This window comes from Deinococcus taeanensis, assembly GCF_020229735.1.
Classification (GTDB): Bacteria; Deinococcota; Deinococci; order Deinococcales; family Deinococcaceae; genus Deinococcus; species Deinococcus taeanensis.
Genome location: NZ_CP083457.1, coordinates 325680 through 346407 on the forward strand (window position 1 = coordinate 325680; position 20728 = coordinate 346407).

At 67.8% G+C, this 20728-nt stretch carries 16 protein-coding genes and 1 riboswitch; of the genes, 10 read left to right on the plus strand and 6 right to left on the minus strand.

What is annotated here, in order from left to right:
* Positions 1 to 114: 114 nt before the first annotated feature.
* Positions 115 to 933: a class I SAM-dependent methyltransferase gene (locus LAJ19_RS17285; protein ID WP_225523731.1), complete on the minus strand. Its 819-nt coding sequence runs from the start codon at positions 931 to 933 to the stop codon at positions 115 to 117.
* Between the two features lie 765 nt (positions 934 to 1698).
* Complete coding sequence (locus LAJ19_RS17290; protein WP_225523732.1) at positions 1699 to 2622, minus strand: LysR family transcriptional regulator; 924 nt, start codon at positions 2620 to 2622, stop codon at positions 1699 to 1701.
* A 374-nt stretch (positions 2623 to 2996) separates the two neighbouring features.
* Between LAJ19_RS17290 and LAJ19_RS17295 the strand changes: the two genes are divergently transcribed.
* From LAJ19_RS17295 to LAJ19_RS17315, 5 genes are all read left to right on the plus strand, one after another.
* Positions 2997 to 3596 (plus strand): EamA family transporter, encoded by a 600-nt coding sequence (locus LAJ19_RS17295; protein ID WP_349774847.1) that lies wholly within the window; start codon positions 2997 to 2999, stop codon positions 3594 to 3596.
* Positions 3597 to 3822: 226 nt separating this feature from the next.
* Complete coding sequence (locus LAJ19_RS17300) at positions 3823 to 4614, plus strand: PAS domain-containing protein (RefSeq protein WP_225523733.1); 792 nt, start codon at positions 3823 to 3825, stop codon at positions 4612 to 4614.
* Between the two features lie 3 nt (positions 4615 to 4617).
* Positions 4618 to 5724 carry a sensor histidine kinase gene (locus tag LAJ19_RS17305; protein WP_225523734.1) on the plus strand — a complete coding sequence of 369 codons (1107 nt, stop codon included), beginning with the start codon at positions 4618 to 4620 and terminating at the stop codon, positions 5722 to 5724.
* Between the two features lie 615 nt (positions 5725 to 6339).
* A complete protein-coding gene (locus tag LAJ19_RS17310; protein WP_225523735.1) occupies positions 6340 to 8559 on the plus strand; it encodes a sensor histidine kinase in 2220 nt (739 codons plus the stop codon).
* Positions 8560 to 9350: 791 nt separating this feature from the next.
* Positions 9351 to 11225, plus strand: a complete 1875-nt coding sequence (locus LAJ19_RS17315; RefSeq protein ID WP_225523736.1) for a putative bifunctional diguanylate cyclase/phosphodiesterase — start codon at positions 9351 to 9353, stop codon at positions 11223 to 11225.
* 622 nt (positions 11226 to 11847) lie between these two features.
* Here the strand turns inward: LAJ19_RS17315 and LAJ19_RS17320 are convergent.
* Positions 11848 to 12435, minus strand: a complete 588-nt coding sequence (locus LAJ19_RS17320; RefSeq protein ID WP_225523737.1) for a hypothetical protein — start codon at positions 12433 to 12435, stop codon at positions 11848 to 11850.
* A gap of 7 nt (positions 12436 to 12442) precedes the next feature.
* Positions 12443 to 12527, minus strand: a riboswitch (cyclic di-GMP riboswitch).
* A 551-nt stretch (positions 12528 to 13078) separates the two neighbouring features.
* Positions 13079 to 14101 carry a hypothetical protein gene (locus tag LAJ19_RS17325; RefSeq protein WP_225523738.1) on the minus strand — a complete coding sequence of 341 codons (1023 nt, stop codon included), beginning with the start codon at positions 14099 to 14101 and terminating at the stop codon, positions 13079 to 13081.
* Between the two features lie 539 nt (positions 14102 to 14640).
* Here LAJ19_RS17325 and LAJ19_RS17330 point away from each other — a divergent pair.
* Both LAJ19_RS17330 and LAJ19_RS17335 read left to right on the plus strand, forming a co-directional pair.
* The gene (locus LAJ19_RS17330) at positions 14641 to 15450 is read left to right on the plus strand and encodes an alpha/beta fold hydrolase (protein WP_225523739.1); all 810 of its coding nucleotides are present in this window, start codon (positions 14641 to 14643) and stop codon (positions 15448 to 15450) included.
* Positions 15451 to 16026: a TetR/AcrR family transcriptional regulator gene (locus tag LAJ19_RS17335; protein ID WP_225523740.1), complete on the plus strand. Its 576-nt coding sequence runs from the start codon at positions 15451 to 15453 to the stop codon at positions 16024 to 16026.
* 90 nt (positions 16027 to 16116) lie between these two features.
* On the opposite strand, the gene LAJ19_RS17340 is transcribed toward LAJ19_RS17335, so the two are convergent.
* Positions 16117 to 16419 (minus strand): TfoX/Sxy family protein, encoded by a 303-nt coding sequence (locus LAJ19_RS17340; RefSeq protein WP_225523741.1) that lies wholly within the window; start codon positions 16417 to 16419, stop codon positions 16117 to 16119.
* A 313-nt stretch (positions 16420 to 16732) separates the two neighbouring features.
* Here LAJ19_RS17340 and LAJ19_RS17345 point away from each other — a divergent pair, with 313 nt between their 5' ends.
* The 3 genes from LAJ19_RS17345 to LAJ19_RS17355 all read left to right on the plus strand — a co-directional run bounded on the left by LAJ19_RS17345 (position 16733) and on the right by LAJ19_RS17355 (position 19587).
* The gene (locus LAJ19_RS17345; protein ID WP_225523742.1) at positions 16733 to 17170 is read left to right on the plus strand and encodes a hypothetical protein; all 438 of its coding nucleotides are present in this window, start codon (positions 16733 to 16735) and stop codon (positions 17168 to 17170) included.
* Positions 17171 to 17320: 150 nt separating this feature from the next.
* Positions 17321 to 18091, plus strand: a complete 771-nt coding sequence (locus LAJ19_RS17350) for a Crp/Fnr family transcriptional regulator (protein WP_225523743.1) — start codon at positions 17321 to 17323, stop codon at positions 18089 to 18091.
* Complete coding sequence (locus LAJ19_RS17355) at positions 18088 to 19587, plus strand: dihydrolipoyl dehydrogenase family protein (RefSeq protein ID WP_225523744.1); 1500 nt, start codon at positions 18088 to 18090, stop codon at positions 19585 to 19587. The genes LAJ19_RS17350 and LAJ19_RS17355 overlap by 4 nt, the downstream gene beginning before the upstream one ends.
* A 15-nt stretch (positions 19588 to 19602) precedes the next feature.
* Here the strand turns inward: LAJ19_RS17355 and LAJ19_RS17360 are convergent, their stop codons facing one another.
* Complete coding sequence (locus LAJ19_RS17360; RefSeq protein ID WP_225523745.1) at positions 19603 to 20715, minus strand: flavin-containing monooxygenase; 1113 nt, start codon at positions 20713 to 20715, stop codon at positions 19603 to 19605.
* Between the last annotated feature and the right edge of the window lie 13 nt (positions 20716 to 20728).

Genomic DNA, 20728 nt, shown 5'->3' on the forward strand with positions numbered 1-20728 from the left:
CTACAGGGGGACGCCGTAACGCTAGAGCCTCTCCGGGTGAATGCTCACCGTACGTCGTCTTCCCCATGCGGCGCTGGCAGCGCCCGCTGGCGGCCTCCGTTTTTCGGTGGAAGTTCACCACTCGACGCTGATTACCTGGGCCTGGAGCCGGCCCTCCACGGGCCCCGGGCCGAAGCGTTGGGTGAGCGCCGCTGTCGCCGCGTCGGTCGCTTCGTTCAGGCAGTCGGGGCCCCGCGTTTCGATCTCGCCGCGCATCGGCGTGCCCTGACAGAGGGCCACGGCCACATTGCGCGGCGATTCGGCCCGGCTGCGTGCGGCCACGGTGATGAAGTCAGGCACCTGCCCGAAGCCCCCGGCGGCCAGATCCCGGGCAATCACGGCGGGGTCGTGGTACCCGTGCGGCACGCGCGCCATGAAGCGCGGCGGATCATCGGGAAAGGCGACTTCCAGCGCCTCCTGAACGGTGTGGGCGAACTCGTTGTGCTCCAGACGGTCCCAGACATTGAACAGAAAGACCCCGCCTGGCCGCAGAACCCGCCGCGCCTCCGCGAAGGCCCTCGCCCGGTCGGGGAAGAACATCACCCCGAACTGGCAGACGACGACATCGAAGTCCCCGTCGGGGAACGGCAGGTGCAGCGCGTCGGCCTGCTGCCACGCCACGGGCCGGGGCGTTCCGGTCGCGGCGGCCTGGTTGAGCATGGGCAGGTTCAGGTCGGTGGCGACAATGGGCACGTCGGCGCTGAGGTCGCGGGCGAGCCGCCGGGTGAGCACCCCGGTGCCCGCGGCGACCTCAAGGACCCGGGCAGGCCGGCGGGCCACGACACGGGCGGCGAGGTCGTCGGCGTAGGGTCCGAACATCAGCGGCACCATGTACTGGTCGTAGAGCTGCGGAACGGAGCCGGTGAAGCGGCTGTCGCGGTCTGACGGGTCCATGCGGCCTTCCTTTCCCGGTGGGGCGGCGGGGATCGCGGGGGGCCCCGGGACGTCCCGCGTGGGAGGTCAGGCCAGCGGGCAGCCACCCCCGGGGTTGCCGGGCGTGCGCGTCCCCTGCCCTCAGCGTACCCCCCCGGCGCCGCGCCGGGGCCAGGGTCGCGTATCGCTCCTGTGCACGCCGGGACCTGCTCCCGTCTCCTGCTCCGTACTCCAGTCCGGGTCGTCACGCGCGCTCCGGCCCGTATGGACAGTCGGTGGCGTCCAGCCCAGCTCCAGGGGGACCGAGAACGCTCACGCCACGTGGCGCGGGTGGGGTGACTTTGCGGGGCTGATGGTGTCAAGCGCCGTGGTGAACAGGAGATTCTGCGGCCACCAGCGGGAAGGCTACGCGGCCCTTCGGGCCCCGCGCTGGTGGGGAATGACGGTCCTGCTGGCGGGGAGGTGGTGAGGTGGCGCCCCTGACCGGGCACGGAGAATTGGGTTCAGGGTGATGACTGGCCTGTCCGTATGAACGTCAGCGTGGCACAGGAACCACGCGGCTCAAGTGGCGCCTGTGCCTCACGCAGCAGGTCAGTCGAACAGGCGCCGACGCCTGAACCCGCCCGACGCTGCTGTGGGCGCCGCGAAGGGAACGTGCCGGGCCAGCGGACAGGAACGACCCTTGACGTGGCGCGCCCAGGAACGGACCTGTCTGCTCGCGTGCCGCGCCGGTGATAAGGAAGGCGCTTGCCGGCTGAGCTCAGGCGGCACACGCTGACAGGCACTTCAGTGCACGGCCTGAGCCCGGTGGAGCAGCTGCTGCAACTGAGCGAATGCCTCCGTCTGCTGGTGGTGCGTGAGCGCCCGCACAAAAGCCTGCACGTGCGGGAGGCCAGCGCGTCCAGCTTTCAGGATCAACCCGAGCTGCCGCGTCAATGGCGTCGGCAGCGGGTGCACCGTCAGGTCGATGTTGAGGACCGCCAGCCTCGGCATGATGGCCACCCTGAGGCCGTGCCGGACCATCGACACCATCACCTCGTCCTCTTCAATCTCCTGCACCCGCGTGCCCGGGATCAGGTGACGGTGCAGGTGCGCGTACAGCCGCTCGTTGCAGTCATGCTGGGACGGGGACACCAGCACCGGCTGGGCGCACAGATCCGCCCATCCTTTCGGGGGGAGTCCCTCTCCGGGCGGCGCCACGATCACGTAGTCATCCTGAAGCAACGGCACCGTGCGCAGGGGGGTCTCCTGGGGCAGTTCCTGAAACGCCAGGTCCGCCCGGCCATCCTGCACGAGATGCTCCTTGCTCTGGCCAGACGTGCCGTCCAGCAGGTGGACCTGCAGGTCAGGGTGCTGCTGTCTGAGCAGGGCCAGTACGGGAGGCAGCAGGTGAATGCCCAGGCTCCGGTACGCCGCGACCTTCAGGAGGCCGTTCAACGCCCGGCCTTCGTTCAGCACCAGGCCGAAGTCCTCGCTGTGCTGGAGACTCAGCCGGGCATGCACCAGGGCGCGTTTTCCCAGGTCGGTCAGGGTCAGTCCGACGGACGACCGGCGGAAGAGTGATTGACCGTAGAGCCGTTCGAGCGCCTGAACACTTTCACTCAGGCTGCTGGGTGACATCGCCAGCATGAAGGCGGCCCGGCCAAAACTGCCTGCTTCCGCAGCGGACACGAAGGCGCGCAGTTGAATCAGGGTCGGTCCCGCGGACATGGCCCAGTATAGAAAGCCGTCGGAAGTTCCGACGGCCGCGGTGCAGATCACCGGGCGCGCGCCGTAGGCAGCCGGGAAATCGTCCGGCAGACTTCACGACATGATCCGCGCCGCCCAACTCCCCGCCGCGATGCCGGCGATTCCGGCGCTGCTGCTCTCCGTGCTCAGCGTGCAGGGGGGCGCCGCGCTCGCCAAGGGCCTGTTTGCGCAGCTCGGCCCGGTGGGCGCCACCGGTCTGCGCATTGGCCTGGCGGCCGTCGTGCTGTGCCTGATCTTCCGCCCGGCCCTCCGTCCGCTCACGGCCGCCCAGTGGCGCGTCATCCTGCCGTACGGCCTGGTGCTGGGCGCCATGAACCTGCTTGTATTACCTGTCGTTGGCCCGGATTCCTCTTGGTCTGGCCGTCACGCTGGAGTTCGTGGGTCCGCTGCTGCTCGCGACGCTCACCTCACGCCAGACGCTGGACCTGCTGTGGGTCGCCCTGGCCGCCGTGGGCGTCGTGCTGATTGCCCCCTGGAGCGGTCAGGGGCCCGATGGGCTGGGCATGATCCTGGCCCTGCTCGCCGGTGGCTGCTGGGCGGCATACGTCGTCCTGGGCGGCAAAGTGTCGCGGGTGGTCAGCAGCGGTGTGGGCGTGACGGCCGGCATGATCGTGGCCACCCTGACCGTGCTGCCGTTCATCCTGACCAGCGGCGCACTGGTGAAAGTGACGCCCGGTCTGCTGGCGGCCGGGGCGCTCCTGGCGGTGCTGTCCAGCGCCGTTCCATTCACGCTGGAACTGATCGCGCTGCGAACCCTGCCGGCCCGCACCTTCAGCGTGCTCCTGAGTCTTGAACCCGTGGTCGCTGCGCTGTTCGGGTGGGTGGTCCTCCGCGAGACGCTGCTCGTCAGTCAGTGGGTCGCGGTGGTGCTGGTCATGGCCGCGAGCGCTGGGGGCGCCTGGACGGCGCGGCAGGCCCGCCCGGGGACCGCATGACCCCCCCTGCGCATTCCCGCGCCCGTGCGTCCCACCTCTTTGGCGTTGGCCTGCTGCTCTACGTGGCGTGCGTGTGGGGCAGCATGTTCGTGGTCGTTAAACGCCTGACTGCCGTTCTTCGCGCGGACCCTGCCGGCCAGCGAGGCGCCCTCGACCGACAACATTCATCAGGGTGAAAGGGCGCATCCGCGCCGCCATAAGGATGAGCGGCAGGTTAAGATGAGGGATGTTGACTGCCCCCCCTCTGGAAGCGCGGCTATGGCTGGACGCGCTGCCACAGCTGGTGTGGCTGGCCAGCCCGGACGGCCTCATTCACTGGGGCAACCGCGCCTGGCGTTCCTTCACGGCCCAAAGAGACACGGACCCGCCCATAGACGTGCGGACCAGGCTCTCACCCGACGACGCCGCCCGGTTCGAGCGGCTGATGTCCAGCGGGTCCACCTTTGCACTGGATCTTCCCCTCCGTGACGTCGGCGGTGAGCTGCAGTGGTTTCACCTGAACGCCACGCGCGAAGCCGACCAGTGGTTGATGACCGGCAGCAACATCAGCGGCCTGAAAGACGAGCAGTTCCGCCGCCAGACCCTTCAGGGCGTGATCGACGCCAGTCCGAACTGCATCAAAGTCGTTGATCTGGAAGGACGGCTGCTCGACATGAACGCGGGCGGGCGCGTCACCATGGAAATCGACGACTTTGAACTGTGCCGGAATCTCGCCTGGCCGAGCTTCTGGACGGGTGAAGCGCGCACGCTGGTGGAAGCCGCCCTGGAACGCGCCTGCGCCGGGGAGGCCAGCACCTTCGAAGCCCCAACGACCACGTACAAAGGCAGCCCCCGGGAGTGGGAGGTGAGTGTCGCACCCATCTACGACGCTCACGGTCACGTGCACCAGGTCAGCGCGGTCTCCCGCGACATTACGGCCCGCCGGGAGGCGCAGGACGCCGTGGTGGCCCTCGACGCCTTCGTGGCGTTCAGCGAGGCGGTCGGGACCGAGACTGACCTGCGGGCCCTGGTGCGCTAGGCCGTGAAGGTCGCGCGCTCGAGTCTCAAGCAGGTCAGCGTCGCGTACTACGAACGCTCGAACGACCGCTGGGTCGCGCAGGTGTGGTCAGAGGACGTCTTGCCGGACATCGTTACGCAGATCTGCGCGGGGATCCCGCAGGACGCCCCGAACTTCGCCGAGGTGGAGCGCGGCGGCGTTCCACTGTTCGTGGACGGGTGGGACGCTACGCGCGAGCATATCTCCAGCGCCGAGTCGTACGGGGCCGTGGCCCTGCTCCCGGTGGGCGCTCAGGGCGCGGTCCGTGGACTGTTCACGCTGGGCACTCAGGACGCCCGCAGCTGGACCGAGCGCGAGCGGGCCACCCTCCGCGCGCTCGGACGCGGGTTGAATCTGGCGGTCGAGCGCGCGAACGCGATGCAGCACCTCACGGAGGAACGCCGCAAGCTGGAGGCGGCCAATGAGGAACTTGAGGCCTTCGCGTACAGCGTGTCGCACGACCTGCGCACCCCCGTGCGGCACATCGTCAGCTTCTCGAGCCTGCTGCGTCAAGCGCTGGGAGCGGACCTGAACGGCAGGGCGCCGCGCTACCTGACCGTGATTGAAGAGGCGGCGCAGCGAATGCACACCTTGATTGACGCGATGCTGGATCTCTCCCGGACGTCCCGGCTTCCCCTGCGGGTGACCCGCGTGCACCTGGATCACCTGGTGGCTCAGCTGCGCCAGGAGTTGCTCCCTGAACCCACGGCCCGGGCCGTGCGCTGGGAGATCCGGCCGCTTCCTCCGATCATGGGGGACGCCGACACGCTGCGTCAGGTCATGATGAATCTGCTGTCGAATGCGCTGAAGTACAGCCAGCACCGTGACGGCGCCGTGATTGAAGTCTGGGCTGAGGAGCGGCCCGCGGAGTGGGCTGTGTTCGTGCGGGACAACGGCGCCGGTTTCGATCCCCGGTACACCGACAAGCTGTTCACGGTGTTCCAGCGGTTACACCGTCAGGACGAGTTCGAAGGGGTGGGCGTCGGGCTGGCCAATGTGCGCCGCATCATTCAGCGGCATGGGGGCCAGGTCATGGCGAGCGGCGTGCCCGGGGCTGGGGCCACGTTTGGCTTCACCCTGCCCAAAGGCTGAAGCTCCCGGGCGCATCAGGGACGCGTGAAGGGCCGGGTCAGTGGGCAGACAACGGCGGCAGGTGAACTCACCGGGAAGCTCCGGGCGCCAGCGCTTCCAGGTGACGTGATGCCCGGGTGAATGTGTTCGCCGCGCCAGGACATTGGGACGAGTGCTGCCGCAGAGGGCAGGAGTGGGAGCACAGCCCTGGCGAGGAGCCGTGCGGCAGGATCTGCACGGGTGATTGTCGGGGGCCGGGCGTCCTGCTGGGTCCTGGCTGTGCGGGCCAGCGCAGCTGGCGACGGAGGAGGCACTGACGGCCTGAGGGGCACCCCGTCAAACCGGTGGCCTTGTCCTGGAGACCCTGGGGCAGCCCGGAGTCAGGCTCTCAACGGAGGCCTCGCTTCTGAACACGTCACACAGGAGACGCCAGCCCGGCGAGGCGCGCGGGGCACCCTGAACGGCTCAACTGGAGCGTGCAGCCCGGATGACTGGAGAGCTTCAGCCCAACGCCGCTGCGTTCCCCTGGCGCGGCAAGCCGACCGGGCCGTCCCGGTCCGGCCTGCCGGCGAGCTCACTCACGATTCACGCCCACAGAGCACACCCCGGCCCGGGACGACCTGATAAAAGGAAGGCATGACCGCAGATGGTTCGTCCACGCCCCTGACTGAGCACACCCTGTTTGACCAGGGCGGTGAGATGGGCGCCCTGCTGCGGGAGTACGACTGGACCCAGTCGCCGCTGGGCGCGCCCGGCACGTGGTCGCCGCGCCTGCGCACCTACGTCGAGCTGATGCTCGCCTCGAAACAGCCGATGTACATCGGCTGGACTCACGACCTGCTTGCCTTTTACAACGATGCCTACCGCCCTATTCTCGGTGCCGACAAGCACCCGGGCGCACTGGGCCGCCCGACCGCCGCCATTTTCGGGCGCGACGGCTACCCTGGCCTGAAGCCGTACTTTGACGCGCTGCTTGAGCGGGGTGAGGCCTTCGCCTTCGAGAATATTCTCGTGCCGCTCATCCGGCACGGCTACCTGGAGGAGTGTTACTTCGACGCCAGCTACACGCCCATTCACGGCGATGGCCGGGTCGAGCGTATGCTCGCCACTGTCAACGAAACCACCGACCGGGTGCTGGGCAACCGCCGGACCGAAACGCTGGCCCACCTCGCGGCCCAGCTGCTGCGCGCCGGCGACGCGGCCCAGATCACCACGGCCGTGATGGACAGTGTTCAGACCAATCCCGCTGACCTGCCCTTTGCGCTGCTGTACCTGACAGGCGCCCGGCAGGCCCTGACGTATCAGGCGGGGGTGGGCCTGGAGGACGCCGCACTGGCGTCGTTTCATCAGATCCCTGACGCCTGGAGGCAGGGGGATGACCTGGACATTCTCAGCATTCCCCCACAGCCTGCCTCACCCTGGCCCGAACCGGTCACGCAGGTGGCCGTCCTGCCCCTCGTTGAGCGCGGTACGGCGGCGGACCGACTCGGCGTGCTTGTCGTCGGCCTGAATGCCAGGAAGCAGGTGAACGCGCCGTACCGCGACTTTCTGGAACTGTTCAGAAGCCAGGTGACCGGCGCGCTCCGCACGGCGGACCTGACTGGCGTTCTCCTGGCGCGCACCCAGGCGCTGGAGGCGTTTGTGCAGCTGTCACGGGACATGATGGCGGAAACGGACCGCTTCGCGCTGGTGCGCCGGGCGCAGGAGATCGTGCTGTCCTTGCTGCCCGAAGGGTACGCGGTGTACTACGAGCTGGAAGAGGGGCTGTGGCGCGTCAAGGCCCAGGTGGGTGATCTGGGCGATGACCGCCTGCAGACCCTCGTCACGGCGGGCCTGCCGTTTGATTCCCCCACGTTGCTGACGCCCTTCAGAAGTGGTGAACCGTTCTACCAGGACGTCTACGCGCAGGGCGCCGATACGCCGGTGGAGGTCGTGCAGCACGTTCAGGCGGTGGTGACCCTTCCTGTACAGGTGCAGGGCCGGACGGTGGGCCTGTTCGCGCTGGGTCTGTTTCACCAGCGGACCTGGACGGCCGTCGACCGGGCCGTGCTGGACACCACCGTGCACAGCCTCAGCCTCGCCCTGGAACGCGCCGGGTACCTCGGCCAGCTCACTGCGCAGCGCGACACGCTGGATGCCCAGACCCGCGCGCTGGGAGACGCCAACGAAGAACTTGAAGCGTTCGCGTACAGCGTCAGTCATGACCTCCGCACGCCCGTCCGGCATATTGCGGGCTTCAGTTCGGTGCTGCGCAAATCCCTGGGTGACAGCCCCAACGAGAAGACGCTGCGGTCCCTGACCGTGATCGAGCAGGCGGCCTACCGCATGAACAGCCTGATTGATGCCATGCTCGAGCTGTCCCGAACGTCCCGGCAGCCGCTGCTGCTGCGACTCGTGGACCTGGGCGCCGTGCTGGCTGACGTGCGCGCCGAGTTGGTCCCGGATCTGCTTGAACGAGAGATTTCCTGGCAGATCGGTCCACTGCCGCTGGTGCTGGGGGATCAGGACCTGCTCCGGCTGGCGCTGCTCAATCTGATCTCGAACGCCCTGAAGTACTCCCAGCACCGGGCGCTGACGGTGATTGAAGTGAAGGCCGTGGAGCGCCCGGACCACTGGGTCCTGGAGATCCGGGACAACGGCGTCGGCTTTGACCCGGCCCACGCGAGCCGGCTGTTTGGCGTGTTCCAGCGCTTACACCGCCAGGAGGACTTCGAAGGCACCGGGGTGGGCCTGGCCAACGTCCGGCGCATTGTGTTGCGGCACGGAGGTGAGGTCTGGGCCTCGGGCGCGGTGGATCAAGGGGCCACCTTCTCGATCAGCCTGCCCAAAGCGAAAATGACGGCTCGTCCGGGCTGAGGAGCCCAATGGAGGGGCTGGCCAGATGGTGGCCCACCTTCACGGCCGTTCGTACCACGGGCAGGCGGGTCTGCACGCGGCCGTGACGCGCCAGATCACCTGGAGCAGGGGCCTGACCGCGCACGAAACCTGCTGGCACAAGGTGCGGCAGGGACCCGCCGCCGCCGCCGGCCTTGAGGGGCAGCGCGGCGCCCTGCACGGCGGGCCGGCAAACAGCCGTCACCAGCACGGTGGACGTCCGCTCCCGTCCGTGGTGAAGTGCACCCGGGCCGCGTCGTGCCGGGGCTCCAGGAGAACTGCGGGGCAGAGGTGCAACAGGCCCAGTCGGCCTGACGAGTGAGGTGAGGCCGGTTCCTGACCCCCCGCCTGCGCGGACTCAAACGCCACCGCAGAGGCGGCGAGCGAACCTGACTCGTGCTGACATGAGCGCAGCCTCAATCGCCTGCGCCGCCTGAGCGTGTCCTTCGGGCCGTCCGGCGTGGACGTACGCCACCCTCAAAGTTTGGGTGCCGTCTGCTATACGCTACCCACTCCGCCCGCAGATATTTCTGCGCGTCGGAAAGGCGTGTGGGCCTGTTGGTGGACTGGTAGTCCTCTGCACAGCGGCGAGGGCCGTTCAGGCACGCAGACCCAGCGTGATGCGCCGCGCAACCCCCGCGAAGGAAGCGCCACTGCCTCACTTCGGGGTGCCCTGCAGAAAGGACGCACAGGACCTGCACCCTGCTGCCGGCGGCCGGTGCGCGAGCCGGATTTGCCCGGTACTGAACCGGTGAACCCTATACCATAGGGCCATGACTGAGCCACACGCTGCCGCACGCGAGCGTCAGACGCTGCAGCGAGCACAGGCGCTGTACGACATGGCCCGGACCCTCACCGACGGGCCGAGCGAAGAGGAGTTGCTGCGCCGCGTGGTGAATAGTGTCGTGGCGGTGCTGGGAGTCAACCGCGCCGTCCTGCTCACCTTGAGTGAGGACGTGCCCCGCGTGGAGCACTTTCTGGTGGCCGGTCCGGGCGCGGTGCACGTGCAGCGCCCCACCTGGCAGGAACTGGCCACCGGCCTGACCGGCTGGGTGCTGCGCGAGCGGCGGGTGGCGCGCTCACCCGCGGGGCAGGACGACCCGCGGGAAGGCCCGGAGGCCCGGCAGCGCCGGCGTGAGACGGTGTGTGGCGACATCATCGTGCTGCCCATCATGATGAAGACACGCGTCTTCGGGACGCTCACGCTCATCAATCTGCCGTGGGGGCCACCTTTCACGGATGATGACGTGGCCTGGCTTGAAGCCCTTGTGCACCAGGCCGCCGCCGCCGTGCAGCAGGAGCGGCTGATTCAGACGCTGCACCGCCACGCGCTGTTCGATGCCCGCACCGGCCTGCCCGCACGGCCCCTTGCGAACGACCGGCTCCGGCAGTCCCTGTGGCACGCACAGCGATCGGCGACGTCTTTCGCCCTTCTCCTGCTTCAGCCGGAGCCGCCAAGTGACGCCCAGAGCGCCTCATCCGCCGAGTTCCGGGACGCCCTGGCCGTGCAGATCGCCCGGCGGTTGCAGGACCTGCCAGGAGCGTTCAGCACCCTCGCCCACTGGGACGACGAGACGTTCATGCTGATTGCCGAGGACGTTCCTGACGAACACCACGCGTTCCGCGTCGTTAATCAGGTGATGAACGCCTTCGCCGAGCCGTTCGTCCTGCCTGACCTGCCGGCGCCTCTTCCAGTTACCGCGTCCGTGGGCGTCAGCATCTTTCCAGTCGACGGGCAGGACGTGGTGGCGCTGCACAAGCACGCGGCGGTGGCGCAGTACAATGCCCGGCATGCCGGCGGCGGATCCGCCGCGCGGTTCTCGCCCACCGTCACGGACCAGCAGCGCCTGGCGCAGCAGATTGCCGCGGCCCTGCCGGGCGCCCTCGAACGCAACGAGCTGTTCCTGATGTACCAGCCGCAACTTGACGCGCAGCGCCGCCTGTGGGGCTTTGAAGCGCTGCTGCGCTGGCAGCACAAAACGCTGGGGCTGGTGCCGCCCGACGTCTTTATCCCCGTGGCCGAACGCACCGGACTGATCCTGCCGTTGGGCGAATGGGTGATGCGCCAGGCGTGCCGGCAGCTACGCGCCTGGCAGGACCGTGGGGCCCTGAACCTTCACATGGCGGTGAATGTCTCTCAGGTGCAGTTGCAGCACCCGGAGTTCGTGCATCAGGTGGAGGCGGCGCTGCGTGCTGCGGGCCTGAACGGTGAGCAACTCGAACTCGAGCTGACCGAGCAGATGGTGTTTCAGTGTTCCGAGGTGGTCCGGGCGAAGCTCGCCGCACTGCATCACCTGAACGTCCGTCTCGCGCTGGATGACTTCGGCGTGGGGCATTCGTCCATGCAGACGCTTGCCCAGCTTCCATTTGACGTCCTGAAACTCGATCAGTCCTTTGTGCGGGATCTCGAAGGCAACGCCCGCACCCACCGGATCGTAAAAGCCATCGTCGACATGGCCCATGACATGAAAATGACGGTCGTCGCTGAAGGCGTGGAGGGCGCCATTCAGTGGCAGCTGACGGAGGCGCTCGAATGCGACCGCACGCAGGGCTACCTGCTCAGTCGCCCGCTGGCTGCGGAGGCCGTGCCGGCCTGGATGAACCTGCATGCCAGTGACGGCCGGGGCCTGCCGCGCCCAGAGCGCTGAGACCCGCACCGTGAATCGGTCGCCCTGAGCGGCACCCCGCCGGTGCTGGAGCAGCACATCGCCGGCACCGGGCTCCGCACGACCGGGCTGCCCGCCGGGGGCCGTCTGCTCTCCACGGCCTCAGCGCACGGGAGACCCCGCGCCGCCCACCTGCACCGTCCACACCGGCGGACGCTGAGCGTGATCACGCGCCGTAGTCTGTGCAGGTCCCCTGGGGGCACAACCAGTCGAATTCACCATGACGGCCCTGAGTCCGCCGGTTCCGGGTGGGCAAGTTCGTTCAGGTACCGGTCATTGGGCCAGGAATGCAGCCTGGTGTCGTTGTTGTCGCGCAGCCAAGCCCGGAAGAGCAGGCCAAAGGGTTGCCCCCATGACCGCACCAACCTGGGGAACAGTCGGCGACCCGGTCAGAGGTATGCCCTGATGGTGTTTCGGCGCACCTCCGGACAAACCTGCAGCAGACCGCAGCCCGGGAAGGCTGAACCCGGTTTTTCAGTGTTCGCCGGGGATTTTATGCGTGGGGGGCCAGCACAACTCAGCGGTGCGGGACCTCCGGTGGAGGTCCCGCAGTGGCATCGCTTGTGGCGGAACGTCCCCGCTGGACCGGGACGTTCCGGCTGGATCAGGGGGTGGCGAGCACGACGGGCGTGTTGGGCAGAGTCACGCTCACGCCGTTGTAGTTCACGAACAGGCCGCCAGTGGACGAGGCCGAGTCGAGAGTGACGTTCGAAATCACGCCGTCGTGCAACGGGCCACCCGGGCAGGACCCACCGTCGAGCGGGACCGTGCTGTCAGACGTGAAGGCGCTCATTCCGGTCAGGTTGAAGCCGGTGATCTGGTTCCTCACGCGGGCGTCGTTGGTGATCGTGGCGTTGACCGCCGCTGAGCGGCCGCGAGTCACGGTTTGAGGCTGCGCCACTCGGTCGCGGCCCACCACAACGGTAAAGGTGCAATCGTAGTGGTACGACTCGGTCGCGTTGTAGGTGAACGTAACGTATTTGGCGTTCTTCTGCAGGGCCTGGTTGTTCCAGCCGAAAGCGAGCTGGACGTCGCCTTTCCCCACGAAGCCGGTGCCGGTGCTGGCGTTAAACGCGACATCCTGCGCGCTGAGGGTCGGGGCGGTGGCGACGGGCGTCTGACCGCAGGAGGCCAGAAGGACGGAGGTGACAGCGGCGACGAGACTCAACGGACGAGCCAGGTGGTAGAACATACGGCTCCTTGGGTTTGGCCGGGCTCACCATTTGCTCCTCCTGCCTGAGGTGACCGCATTACAGGGCAGGATTCATCGCAGCCAAAGAGAAGAGTGACCAGCGGACCGGTCGTGGCTCACAACGTGTCCTCGTGTTGGTACTGTCCTACGCGTTGCCTGAGAGCATCGGGAGCTCAGATTCATCCCATATCGGGACTGTGGTGACGTCAGGTTCGCTGCCGATTTCCGCTCGGATCAGTAAGACCACATTAAGCCGAACATAAGATTTCGCACCCCCCCTTTTGCACCCCCGGCGGTGGTACTGACCTTTCCCGGGAAACCTGAGGCAAGCTGAACGCGCCGGCGTCAGGAAATCGGCCCGACGACCGCGGAAAAGCAGGCCCGGTCAGTGAGTCACGGTTGGGAACTCTGGCAGGGTCAGCCAGGTACGGCCAACCTGAGTTTCGAGCGAACCGCGGTGTGCAACCGCAGCCTGCTTTAAAAAATCCGGCTTCGCTGCTCCGCCTGTCTGCCTGGCACAATCCACGAGAAATGCGGGCGGCGGTCTGAGTGTCAGACCGCCGCCCGCATTTCTCGTTTCTCGCTCAACTGACCTTCCCAGACCTCCTGCCGTGGCTGAATCAACACGCATTCAGCGGGTCAGTCAATGGTGTCCGGGTTGTGGGATGGGCGGCGCAGGGGGGGCCGCCAGGAAACTCAGCGCAAAGCCGGCAAGGCCCGCCATGAACGTAATTCCAGCCCAGAGCTCCACACTCCATCCCTCCCCGAAAAGCACAGACACCACCAGGAAATGCACTCCCCACAACACGACGGGGGTCACGAATCCAATGAGCCACAGTCCCCACGCATGCGTGCGGACATCCTCCCGCCGCAGCAGGAGATCCGCCACGAGGCCGGCAGCCAGGGGACTGGCCAGCAGCACCAACCCCCCCAGGTCCTGAGCCCCGGCGAAACTCAGTGCTGACATCAGCAGTCCATTCAGCCCGTAAAGGAAGGTCAGACTCCCGAAAGGCAAGCGCCAGCGTCGCGCCATGAGCAACAGGGGCAGCAGCAGAATGACAGTGGTAAAGAGGATGGACGCGAGATTGTAGTTCTGCGCCAATTGGGCTGTGAGGTCGCCCTGTTGAGTCAGGTACTTAACGCTGTGTTTGACGTGCAGCGTTACGGTGGACCCCCAGACGTACATGTGGAAGAAAGACACGAAACTGAGGGCCGCCGTTGCGGACAGCAGAGTCGGCAGGAACGCACCAAACCGTGGTGCGTGGTCTGCGTGAGGATGCTTCCACCGGGCTTTGAAAGGGCTCAGCACAATCAGCTGCATGCCCAGCAGCAGCAGGAGATGGGTCGGGCTGAGCAGGGCCTCCACATCTTTTTCAATCCCGAAGATGGTGTGCCAGAGCAGGTCTCCGACGCCGCCAAGGCCGAACACAGCAATGCCAGCAAGGCCCAGATCGTAGCCCAGAGGCACAGCGTTCAATCCACGTGCGCCCCGGCGGACGTGGCGCCAGACCAGCAGAGCAATCCAGCCAGCGGTGGCCAGGTAGCCAGAATAGAACAGGCCGTGCCAGGGCGTGAAAAATGTTTCCAGGCTGGACGGCAGGTTGGAATGTGCCCAACCATCGACGAACAGTCCAATCATGAGCCAGAAGCCCAGCAGAATGGTCACGAGGTTCTCCCAGCGTCTGGCGACGGGCCGGGTGTTGGGAACGGACGCAAGGACAGGGGGGGAGTGGACGGTCATGGGGAAGCCTCCAGGTTGCGGGGGGGTGTGCTGCGTGTACCGCGGTTTCCTTGATGGGGGACCCTTGAGGCGCTGAGGGTCTGTCTGGCAGGGCTCAGGGGGTGGGCAGCCGTTTCAGTGCCGTGTACGACGAGAGAACACTGGTGGGAACACTCGAGACGGTGGACGGTGGAAGCCCTTCGGAGTCGTGCCTTTGGAGAGTCGTGCAGCTGCGGGAGGGAGGTGAACACGTTCATCGTCATACGTGCTTTAGCTTCGGCCGCTTTCCCGCGCGGCGCATCCATCAAATGTGTGAAGTATCACTCCTGCAAAAATGGCAGGTGGGTTTGACAAAACTAATTGTATTAGCCAGTATACAAATCGGGATAGGAAAGGCCAATGAAGTCCGCCGCCGCCAACCACGCCACTTCCCCTTCAACGGCGCTGCCCGCATCACACCAGCCCCGCACCAAAAGGAGCCTTCCATGGCCTTACACTCCCTCCAGCACGACGGCAACACCCTCGCGTTCGATGACACGGGTGGCGTCGGTCCCCTCATTATCGCTCTTCCCGGCATGGGCGACCTGCGCGGCGAATATCGCCATCTCACCCCTTACCTCACGCAGGCCGGCTACCGCGTCGTCACCCTGGACATCCGCGGACACGGCGACACAGGCGCGCAGTGGACTGACTACAGTGCGCACGCTGTGGGACGCGACATCATCGCCCTGATTGACCATCTTGGCGTCACAGAGGTTGTGCTCCTCGGCAACTCCTTCGCCGCCGGCGCCGCCGCGTGGGCGGCCCATGACGCCCCCGAAAAAATCAGTGCCGTCGCCATGCTTGGCCCAGTCGTCCGCGACCCTCCCCAGCCGCCTCCCTTCTTCATCAAGGCCATCCTCGAAGTCGGCTTCGCCGGCCCCTGGCGCGTGAACTTCTGGACGTGGTACTGGGACACCCTGTTCCCCACCAGGAAACCTGCTGACCACCGCAGTTACCGGGCGCACCTTGTCGCGAACCTGCGCGAGAACGGCCGGATGCGCGCGCTGAAAACCATGATTGATCTCAGCAAAGCAGACACCGAAGGCATCCTTGGCGTGCCCCCCAAACCCACCCTGATCGTCATGGGGACCAAAGACCCCGACTTCAGAGACCCCACCGCCGAAGCCCAGTGGCTCGCCAGCCGCACCAGGGGCGAAGTCATGATCGTCGAAGGTGCCGGGCACTATCCTCACACCGAGATGCCCGAACAGGTTGCGCCACGTCTCCTGAACTTCCTGAAGGGCGTGCGATAGGTGCCACGCGCCGGACTGGACCTCCAGCGCGTTCTGAACGCAGCCGCCTCCATCGCCGATGCCGAAGGCCTCGGCGCGCTCTCGATCTCGCGCCTGGCACAGGAACTCAGGGTGAAACCCCCGAGCTTGTATAACCACGTCGAAAGTCTCGACGCCGTGCGCGACGGCCTCATGCAACGCGGCCTGCGGGAGATGCTGGAGGTCAGCCGAGACGCGATTGCAGGCCGATCAGGCCGGGAGGCGCTTGACGCGCTTGCACACGCGCACCGCAGGTACGCCAAAGGCCACCCGGGCCTGTACGCCGCAATGCAACTTCCGGTGATGCAGGGCAGCGAGCACTCACACGCCCTTGGAACAAAGTATGTCGACGCGGTGCTGGCAGTTCTCCGTGGGTATGGCCTTGAAGGAGACGCCGCCCTGCACGCCACCCGCTGCCTGCGCGCCGCGCTCCGCGGTTTTATCGACCTGGAGGTGGGAGGCGGCTTTGGTCTGGCCCTCCAGGTCGACGAGAGCTTCGAGCGGCTGCTGCACATGCTGCACGACGGCCTGATCGAGCAGGCCCGCCACCCAACGTGAAACCGAAACGAGGGCCTCGAACGATGCTCAGGCCGTCGCCGCGAGGGACGCAGTTGCCCGCCGGGTGCCGTGCCGCTGCACCGCCTGGTTTTACATCGCCTGGACTTCCGCTGGTCGAGGATCCTCCGGCGTGCCGCGGAGCTGCGCTTTGAGCTGAACTTTCTCGTGGTTGTTCACCTGGAGCCAGTGTTCACCGCGGAGTCCGGCCACCATGGCCCACAGCAGCACGAGGGAGGGCCGCTCACCCAGGGCGAGCAGCCGCCGGTACGTTTCGACTGGACCCACCTCGCGCAGCTCCCCGATGGTCACGATGCCGGCCTGCCGCAGCAAACGGGCGCTTTTGTCCCCCAGGTTGGGCAGCGAAGCCACCGGTGCCGAATCGGAAGCCACCATACGGCCAGTCTAGACCGCGGCCGGTCCGGACGCCTCAGCGCACCGGTTCCCAGGACAGCCTCAGGAGGAGATGAAGCCGGGTCACGTGAGCCTTCGGCCCGGCCCGGACTCTGGTCTCCCCTCACCGGGAGCAGGCGTGAACTGACGCTTCACCCTGAGCGCCCGGACCGCCGGCGAAGGTCGGCGCATGTGGGTGAGGGGCGTGCGGAAGGCCGCCCAGGGCCGCGCCCCTCTGGCCTGCCCGGGCCACCCTGTTGTTTGGTTGACACGCGCGGGCGGCGCTGACCTTCACGCTGGCTGTGGAGGAATAATCATGAACACAGACACACTGAAAGCAGGCGGTATGGGTGGACTCGCGGGCGGTATGGTCTTTGGCATGCTGATGGGCATGATGGGCATGCTGCCCATGATTGCGGGGTTGATTGGCAGTTCCAGCGCTGCGGTTGGGTTCGCCCTGCACCTGCTGCTCAGCATGCTGATCGGCGCGGGCTTTGGACTGCTGCTGGGTCACCGGGTGCATTCGCGCGGTGAAGGCGCCGGACTGGGGGTGATGTACGGGCTGCTGTGGTGGATTCTGGGGCCACTGGTCGTGATGCCCACCATGATGGGGATGGGCGTTCAGTTTGCCAATGCGTTGAGCACGCCGAACCTCATGAGCCTGATGGGCCACCTGATCTACGGGGCAGTGCTGGGCGGGACCTTCGCGGCGCTGACCCACCGGCAGGCCACGGTGCACCCGATCACGCCCTGATGCCCATGCCGGAACAGTCACAGGCCGGAGCAGCGGAACGATCAGGTCCGGCTGGAACCTGTCGCGCCGGCAACACACGCGTCTGTTCCGGCAGGCCAGACTGGCGCATGCCTGTGCCCCTGTGTTGCGCCTGTTCCGCGGAGTTCCGTCATGAGCCCGGTTGATCCGACGCGCCGGCTGCTTTCCCTGCTCGGCGTGGGGGCAGCCCCGCGGGCGCCACAACGGGCCTGGGCGGTCACCGACACCGACTGGATGAACTCCATCAGTGAGCCGGACATGCAGCGGCTGGGGCAGATCTGCCCGCCCCGCCGCTACAGCCGCGGCGAACGCGTCTACCGGCGGGGTGAGCCGGCAGGAAATCTGTACATCCTGCTTGAAGGGCACGTCAAGCTCGCCCAGCCCGGCTGGCTGGGCAACGAGCGCGTCCTGACCGTCTGCGGTCCGGACGACTTCTTCGGGGAGAACTTCCTGACCCTCGCCCGGACCTGTCTGGCTGATGCAGTGTGCCTGACCGACCACACGGTCGTGTGCCCGGTGAGCCGCGAACAGTTTCTGGAAGTCGCCACGCAGTTGCCCCGGGTGGCCCTGACTTTTGCGGTGGTGCTGGCCCGGCGCAACGCGCTCCTGGAGGAGCGCCTGCACGTGATGACCCAGCCGGTGCAGGTGCGCCTGGCGCGCGTCATGGCGGAACTCGCGGTCCGGCTGGGTGAGGACCTCGGCGGCCACGTGTATCACCTCAGGCTGGACCTCCGGCACGACGAGATTGCGAGCATGGCGAACGCCAGCCGCGTGAGCGCCACCCAGGCGATCAGCGCGTGGCGCGCCCAGGGCCTCGTGCGCGGAACCCGCGGCGACTACCGCGTGAACGTCCGGGGCCTGGAGACCCTGATTGAGCAGCTGGAACTGGAGGCGCTCGAGTGACGGCCTCACCAGCCGTGTGGAACGTGCCGTGCGCGCTCGGCGAGGCGGTCATGTCGGTGGACGTGGCGGTGCTGGGCGGCGGAGCGGCGGGGCTGACGGCCGCTCAGGTTGCTGCGGCCCGGGGCCGGACGGTCATGCTGATCGAGCGCGACCGGCTGGGTGGCGAGTGCCTGTTCACCGGCTGCGTGCCGTCCAAAACGCTGCTTTCCCTGGCCCGGCGGGTTCACGCCGCGCGCTCCACCGAGGCGCTGGGACTCGCCGTGCTGGGCACCCCCAACTGGGCGGCCGTCCAGGCCACCCTGCGCCGGACCACCCTCGCCTTCCAGGCGGCGGACAGCCCGCAGGCCGTGCAGGCCAGTGGCGTGCGGGTGGTAAACGGCGAGGCCCGCTTCGTGGCGCCCCGCACCCTGGAACTGCAGTGTGAAGGGCACACGCATCAGATCGTGGCGCAGGAAGTCATTCTGGCCACTGGGGCGCATCCGGTGGTTCCGCCCATTCCGGGGCTCGCGGACCTGCCCTACCTCACCACCGAGACCCTCTTTGACCTGCCGCAGGCCCCCGTTCACCTGTTGATCCTCGGCGGTGGCCCGGTCGGGTGTGAGATGGCGCAGGCGTTCGTGCGTCTGGGCAGCGACGTGACCCTCATTCAATCCGCAGCGCAGCTGCTGCCCCGGGATGAACCCGAGGCGGCCCGGCACCTGCTGCAGGTCCTGCGGGCCGACGGGGTGACCGTGCACCTGAACGCCACCGTCCAGCGGATGCGGCACGGGCCGGACGGCGTCGCCGCCGAACTGGCAGGCGGCGCGACCGTTCATGCCTCGCACGTGCTGCTCGCCACCGGCAAGCAGCCCAACGTGCATCACCTCGGCCTGGACGTGATTGGCGCCGCCTACGACGAGCGCGGTCTTCACGTGGACGCCCGGATGCGCTCCACGACGGTGCCGTACCTGAGCGGCGCGGGAGACGTGGTGGGCGGCCCGATGTTCACCCATGGGGCGACGGAGCGGGGCACACTCGCGGGCCTGGGCGCCACCGGCCTGCTCGGGCGCCTGCTGGCGCGCGCCCGCGCGCCGGGTGCCCAGGTCGAGCGGATTCCCTGGGTGACGTTCACGGCGCCTGAAGTGGCCCACTGGGGCCTGACGGAAACGGACGCGGTGCGGCAGTACGGCCGGCGGGTGACCGTCGTGGAGTTTGATTTCGGTCACCTGGACCGCGCCATCACGGAGGGCACGCCGGGCTTTGTGAAACTCGTTGCGCTTCGGGGGTGGCTGGGCACGCCGCTGGGCCTGCGGGTGGTCGGCGCCCAGGTGGTGGGCGGCCCGGCCGGGGAGCTGGCGCAGTTGCTGAGCCTGCCCGCCCGCCTGGGCGTTCACCCGCTCAAGCTGGCCCTCCTGCCCGCGCCCTACCCGACCTACGCCGAGGCGGCGCGGCAGACGTACCTGGGCCTGTTCACGCAGGGCCGGGCGTTCGGCGTGCGCCGCCCCGGGCGGGCCTGAACGCCGTGGGCAGGCTCAGCGGCGCCTGGCCTTCCAGGCCGCGCGGAGGGGGGCCAGCGGGCCCCCTGGCGGCCCGCTGCTCTGCCGCTGAAGATGGCCGGCGAGGTACCGGACCACGAGTTCGGCATCCGGACCGGCGCCCCGCAGGGTCGCGGACGCGAACGCGCGCTGCCCGCTGAGACCCGCGTAGTACAGGCCCGGCACCGTGAGACTCCGGCCCAGCCGCTGCACCGGTTCGCCCCGCACGTCCAGCGCCCCGGTGCCGAACAGGTACTCGAGGCCGGTGCGGTAGCCGGTCGCAAAAACAACGCTGTCGACCGCCTCCTCACGCCCTGTGGACCACACCACACCCCGCGCCGTAAAGCGGGCGAACATGGGGCGCTGGTCCAGGCGGCCTTCACGGAACGCCGCGCGGTACGTGCCCGGATCGAACACGCTCCGCGGGCTGGGCAGCCGGCCAAACTGGCCCAGCGGCAGCTGGTCGACCTGCAGCCACGTGATCCAGTCGTGGACATCCCGCCCCAGCGGACGCTGCGGGACGAACGGCACCGGCGTGCGTGCCGCCAGCGTGACCCGCGCCATCCGGGCGAGCTCCACCGCGATCTGCACGGCAGAGTTCCCGGCCCCCACCACCACGACCCGTTCCCCGCGGAAAGGGTCCGGCTGCCGGTACTCCAGCGAATGCAGCGTCCGGCCCTGAAAGCTCGCGTGTCCCGGGAGCTCCGGAACGCGCGGCGTGCGGTACGTCCCGGTCGCCGCCACCAGCGTCCGGGTGCTGAAGGTCCGGCCGTCGCCGGTCAGGACGCGGAACGCCGCGCCGGTGGGCAGCACCTGGGTGACGTCCGCGCCGGTGACCAGCGGAACGCGGTGCTGCCGGGCGTACGCCTCCAGGTACGCCGTCACCTCATCGCGGGCCGGGTAGTGGTCCGGGTCACCCGGAAAAGGCAGGCCCGGCAGAGCCGCGTAGCGGGCCGGGGAAAACAGTTTCAGGCTGTCGTAATGCCGCAGCCAGGAGCCGACCGGGCGTGCGCCTGCCTCCAGCATCAGAAACGGCAGCCCACGGCGCTGCAGATGGTGGGCCGTGGCCAGCCCCGCCTGCCCGGCCCCCACGACGATCGCGTCAACCATGATCGGCCTGGAC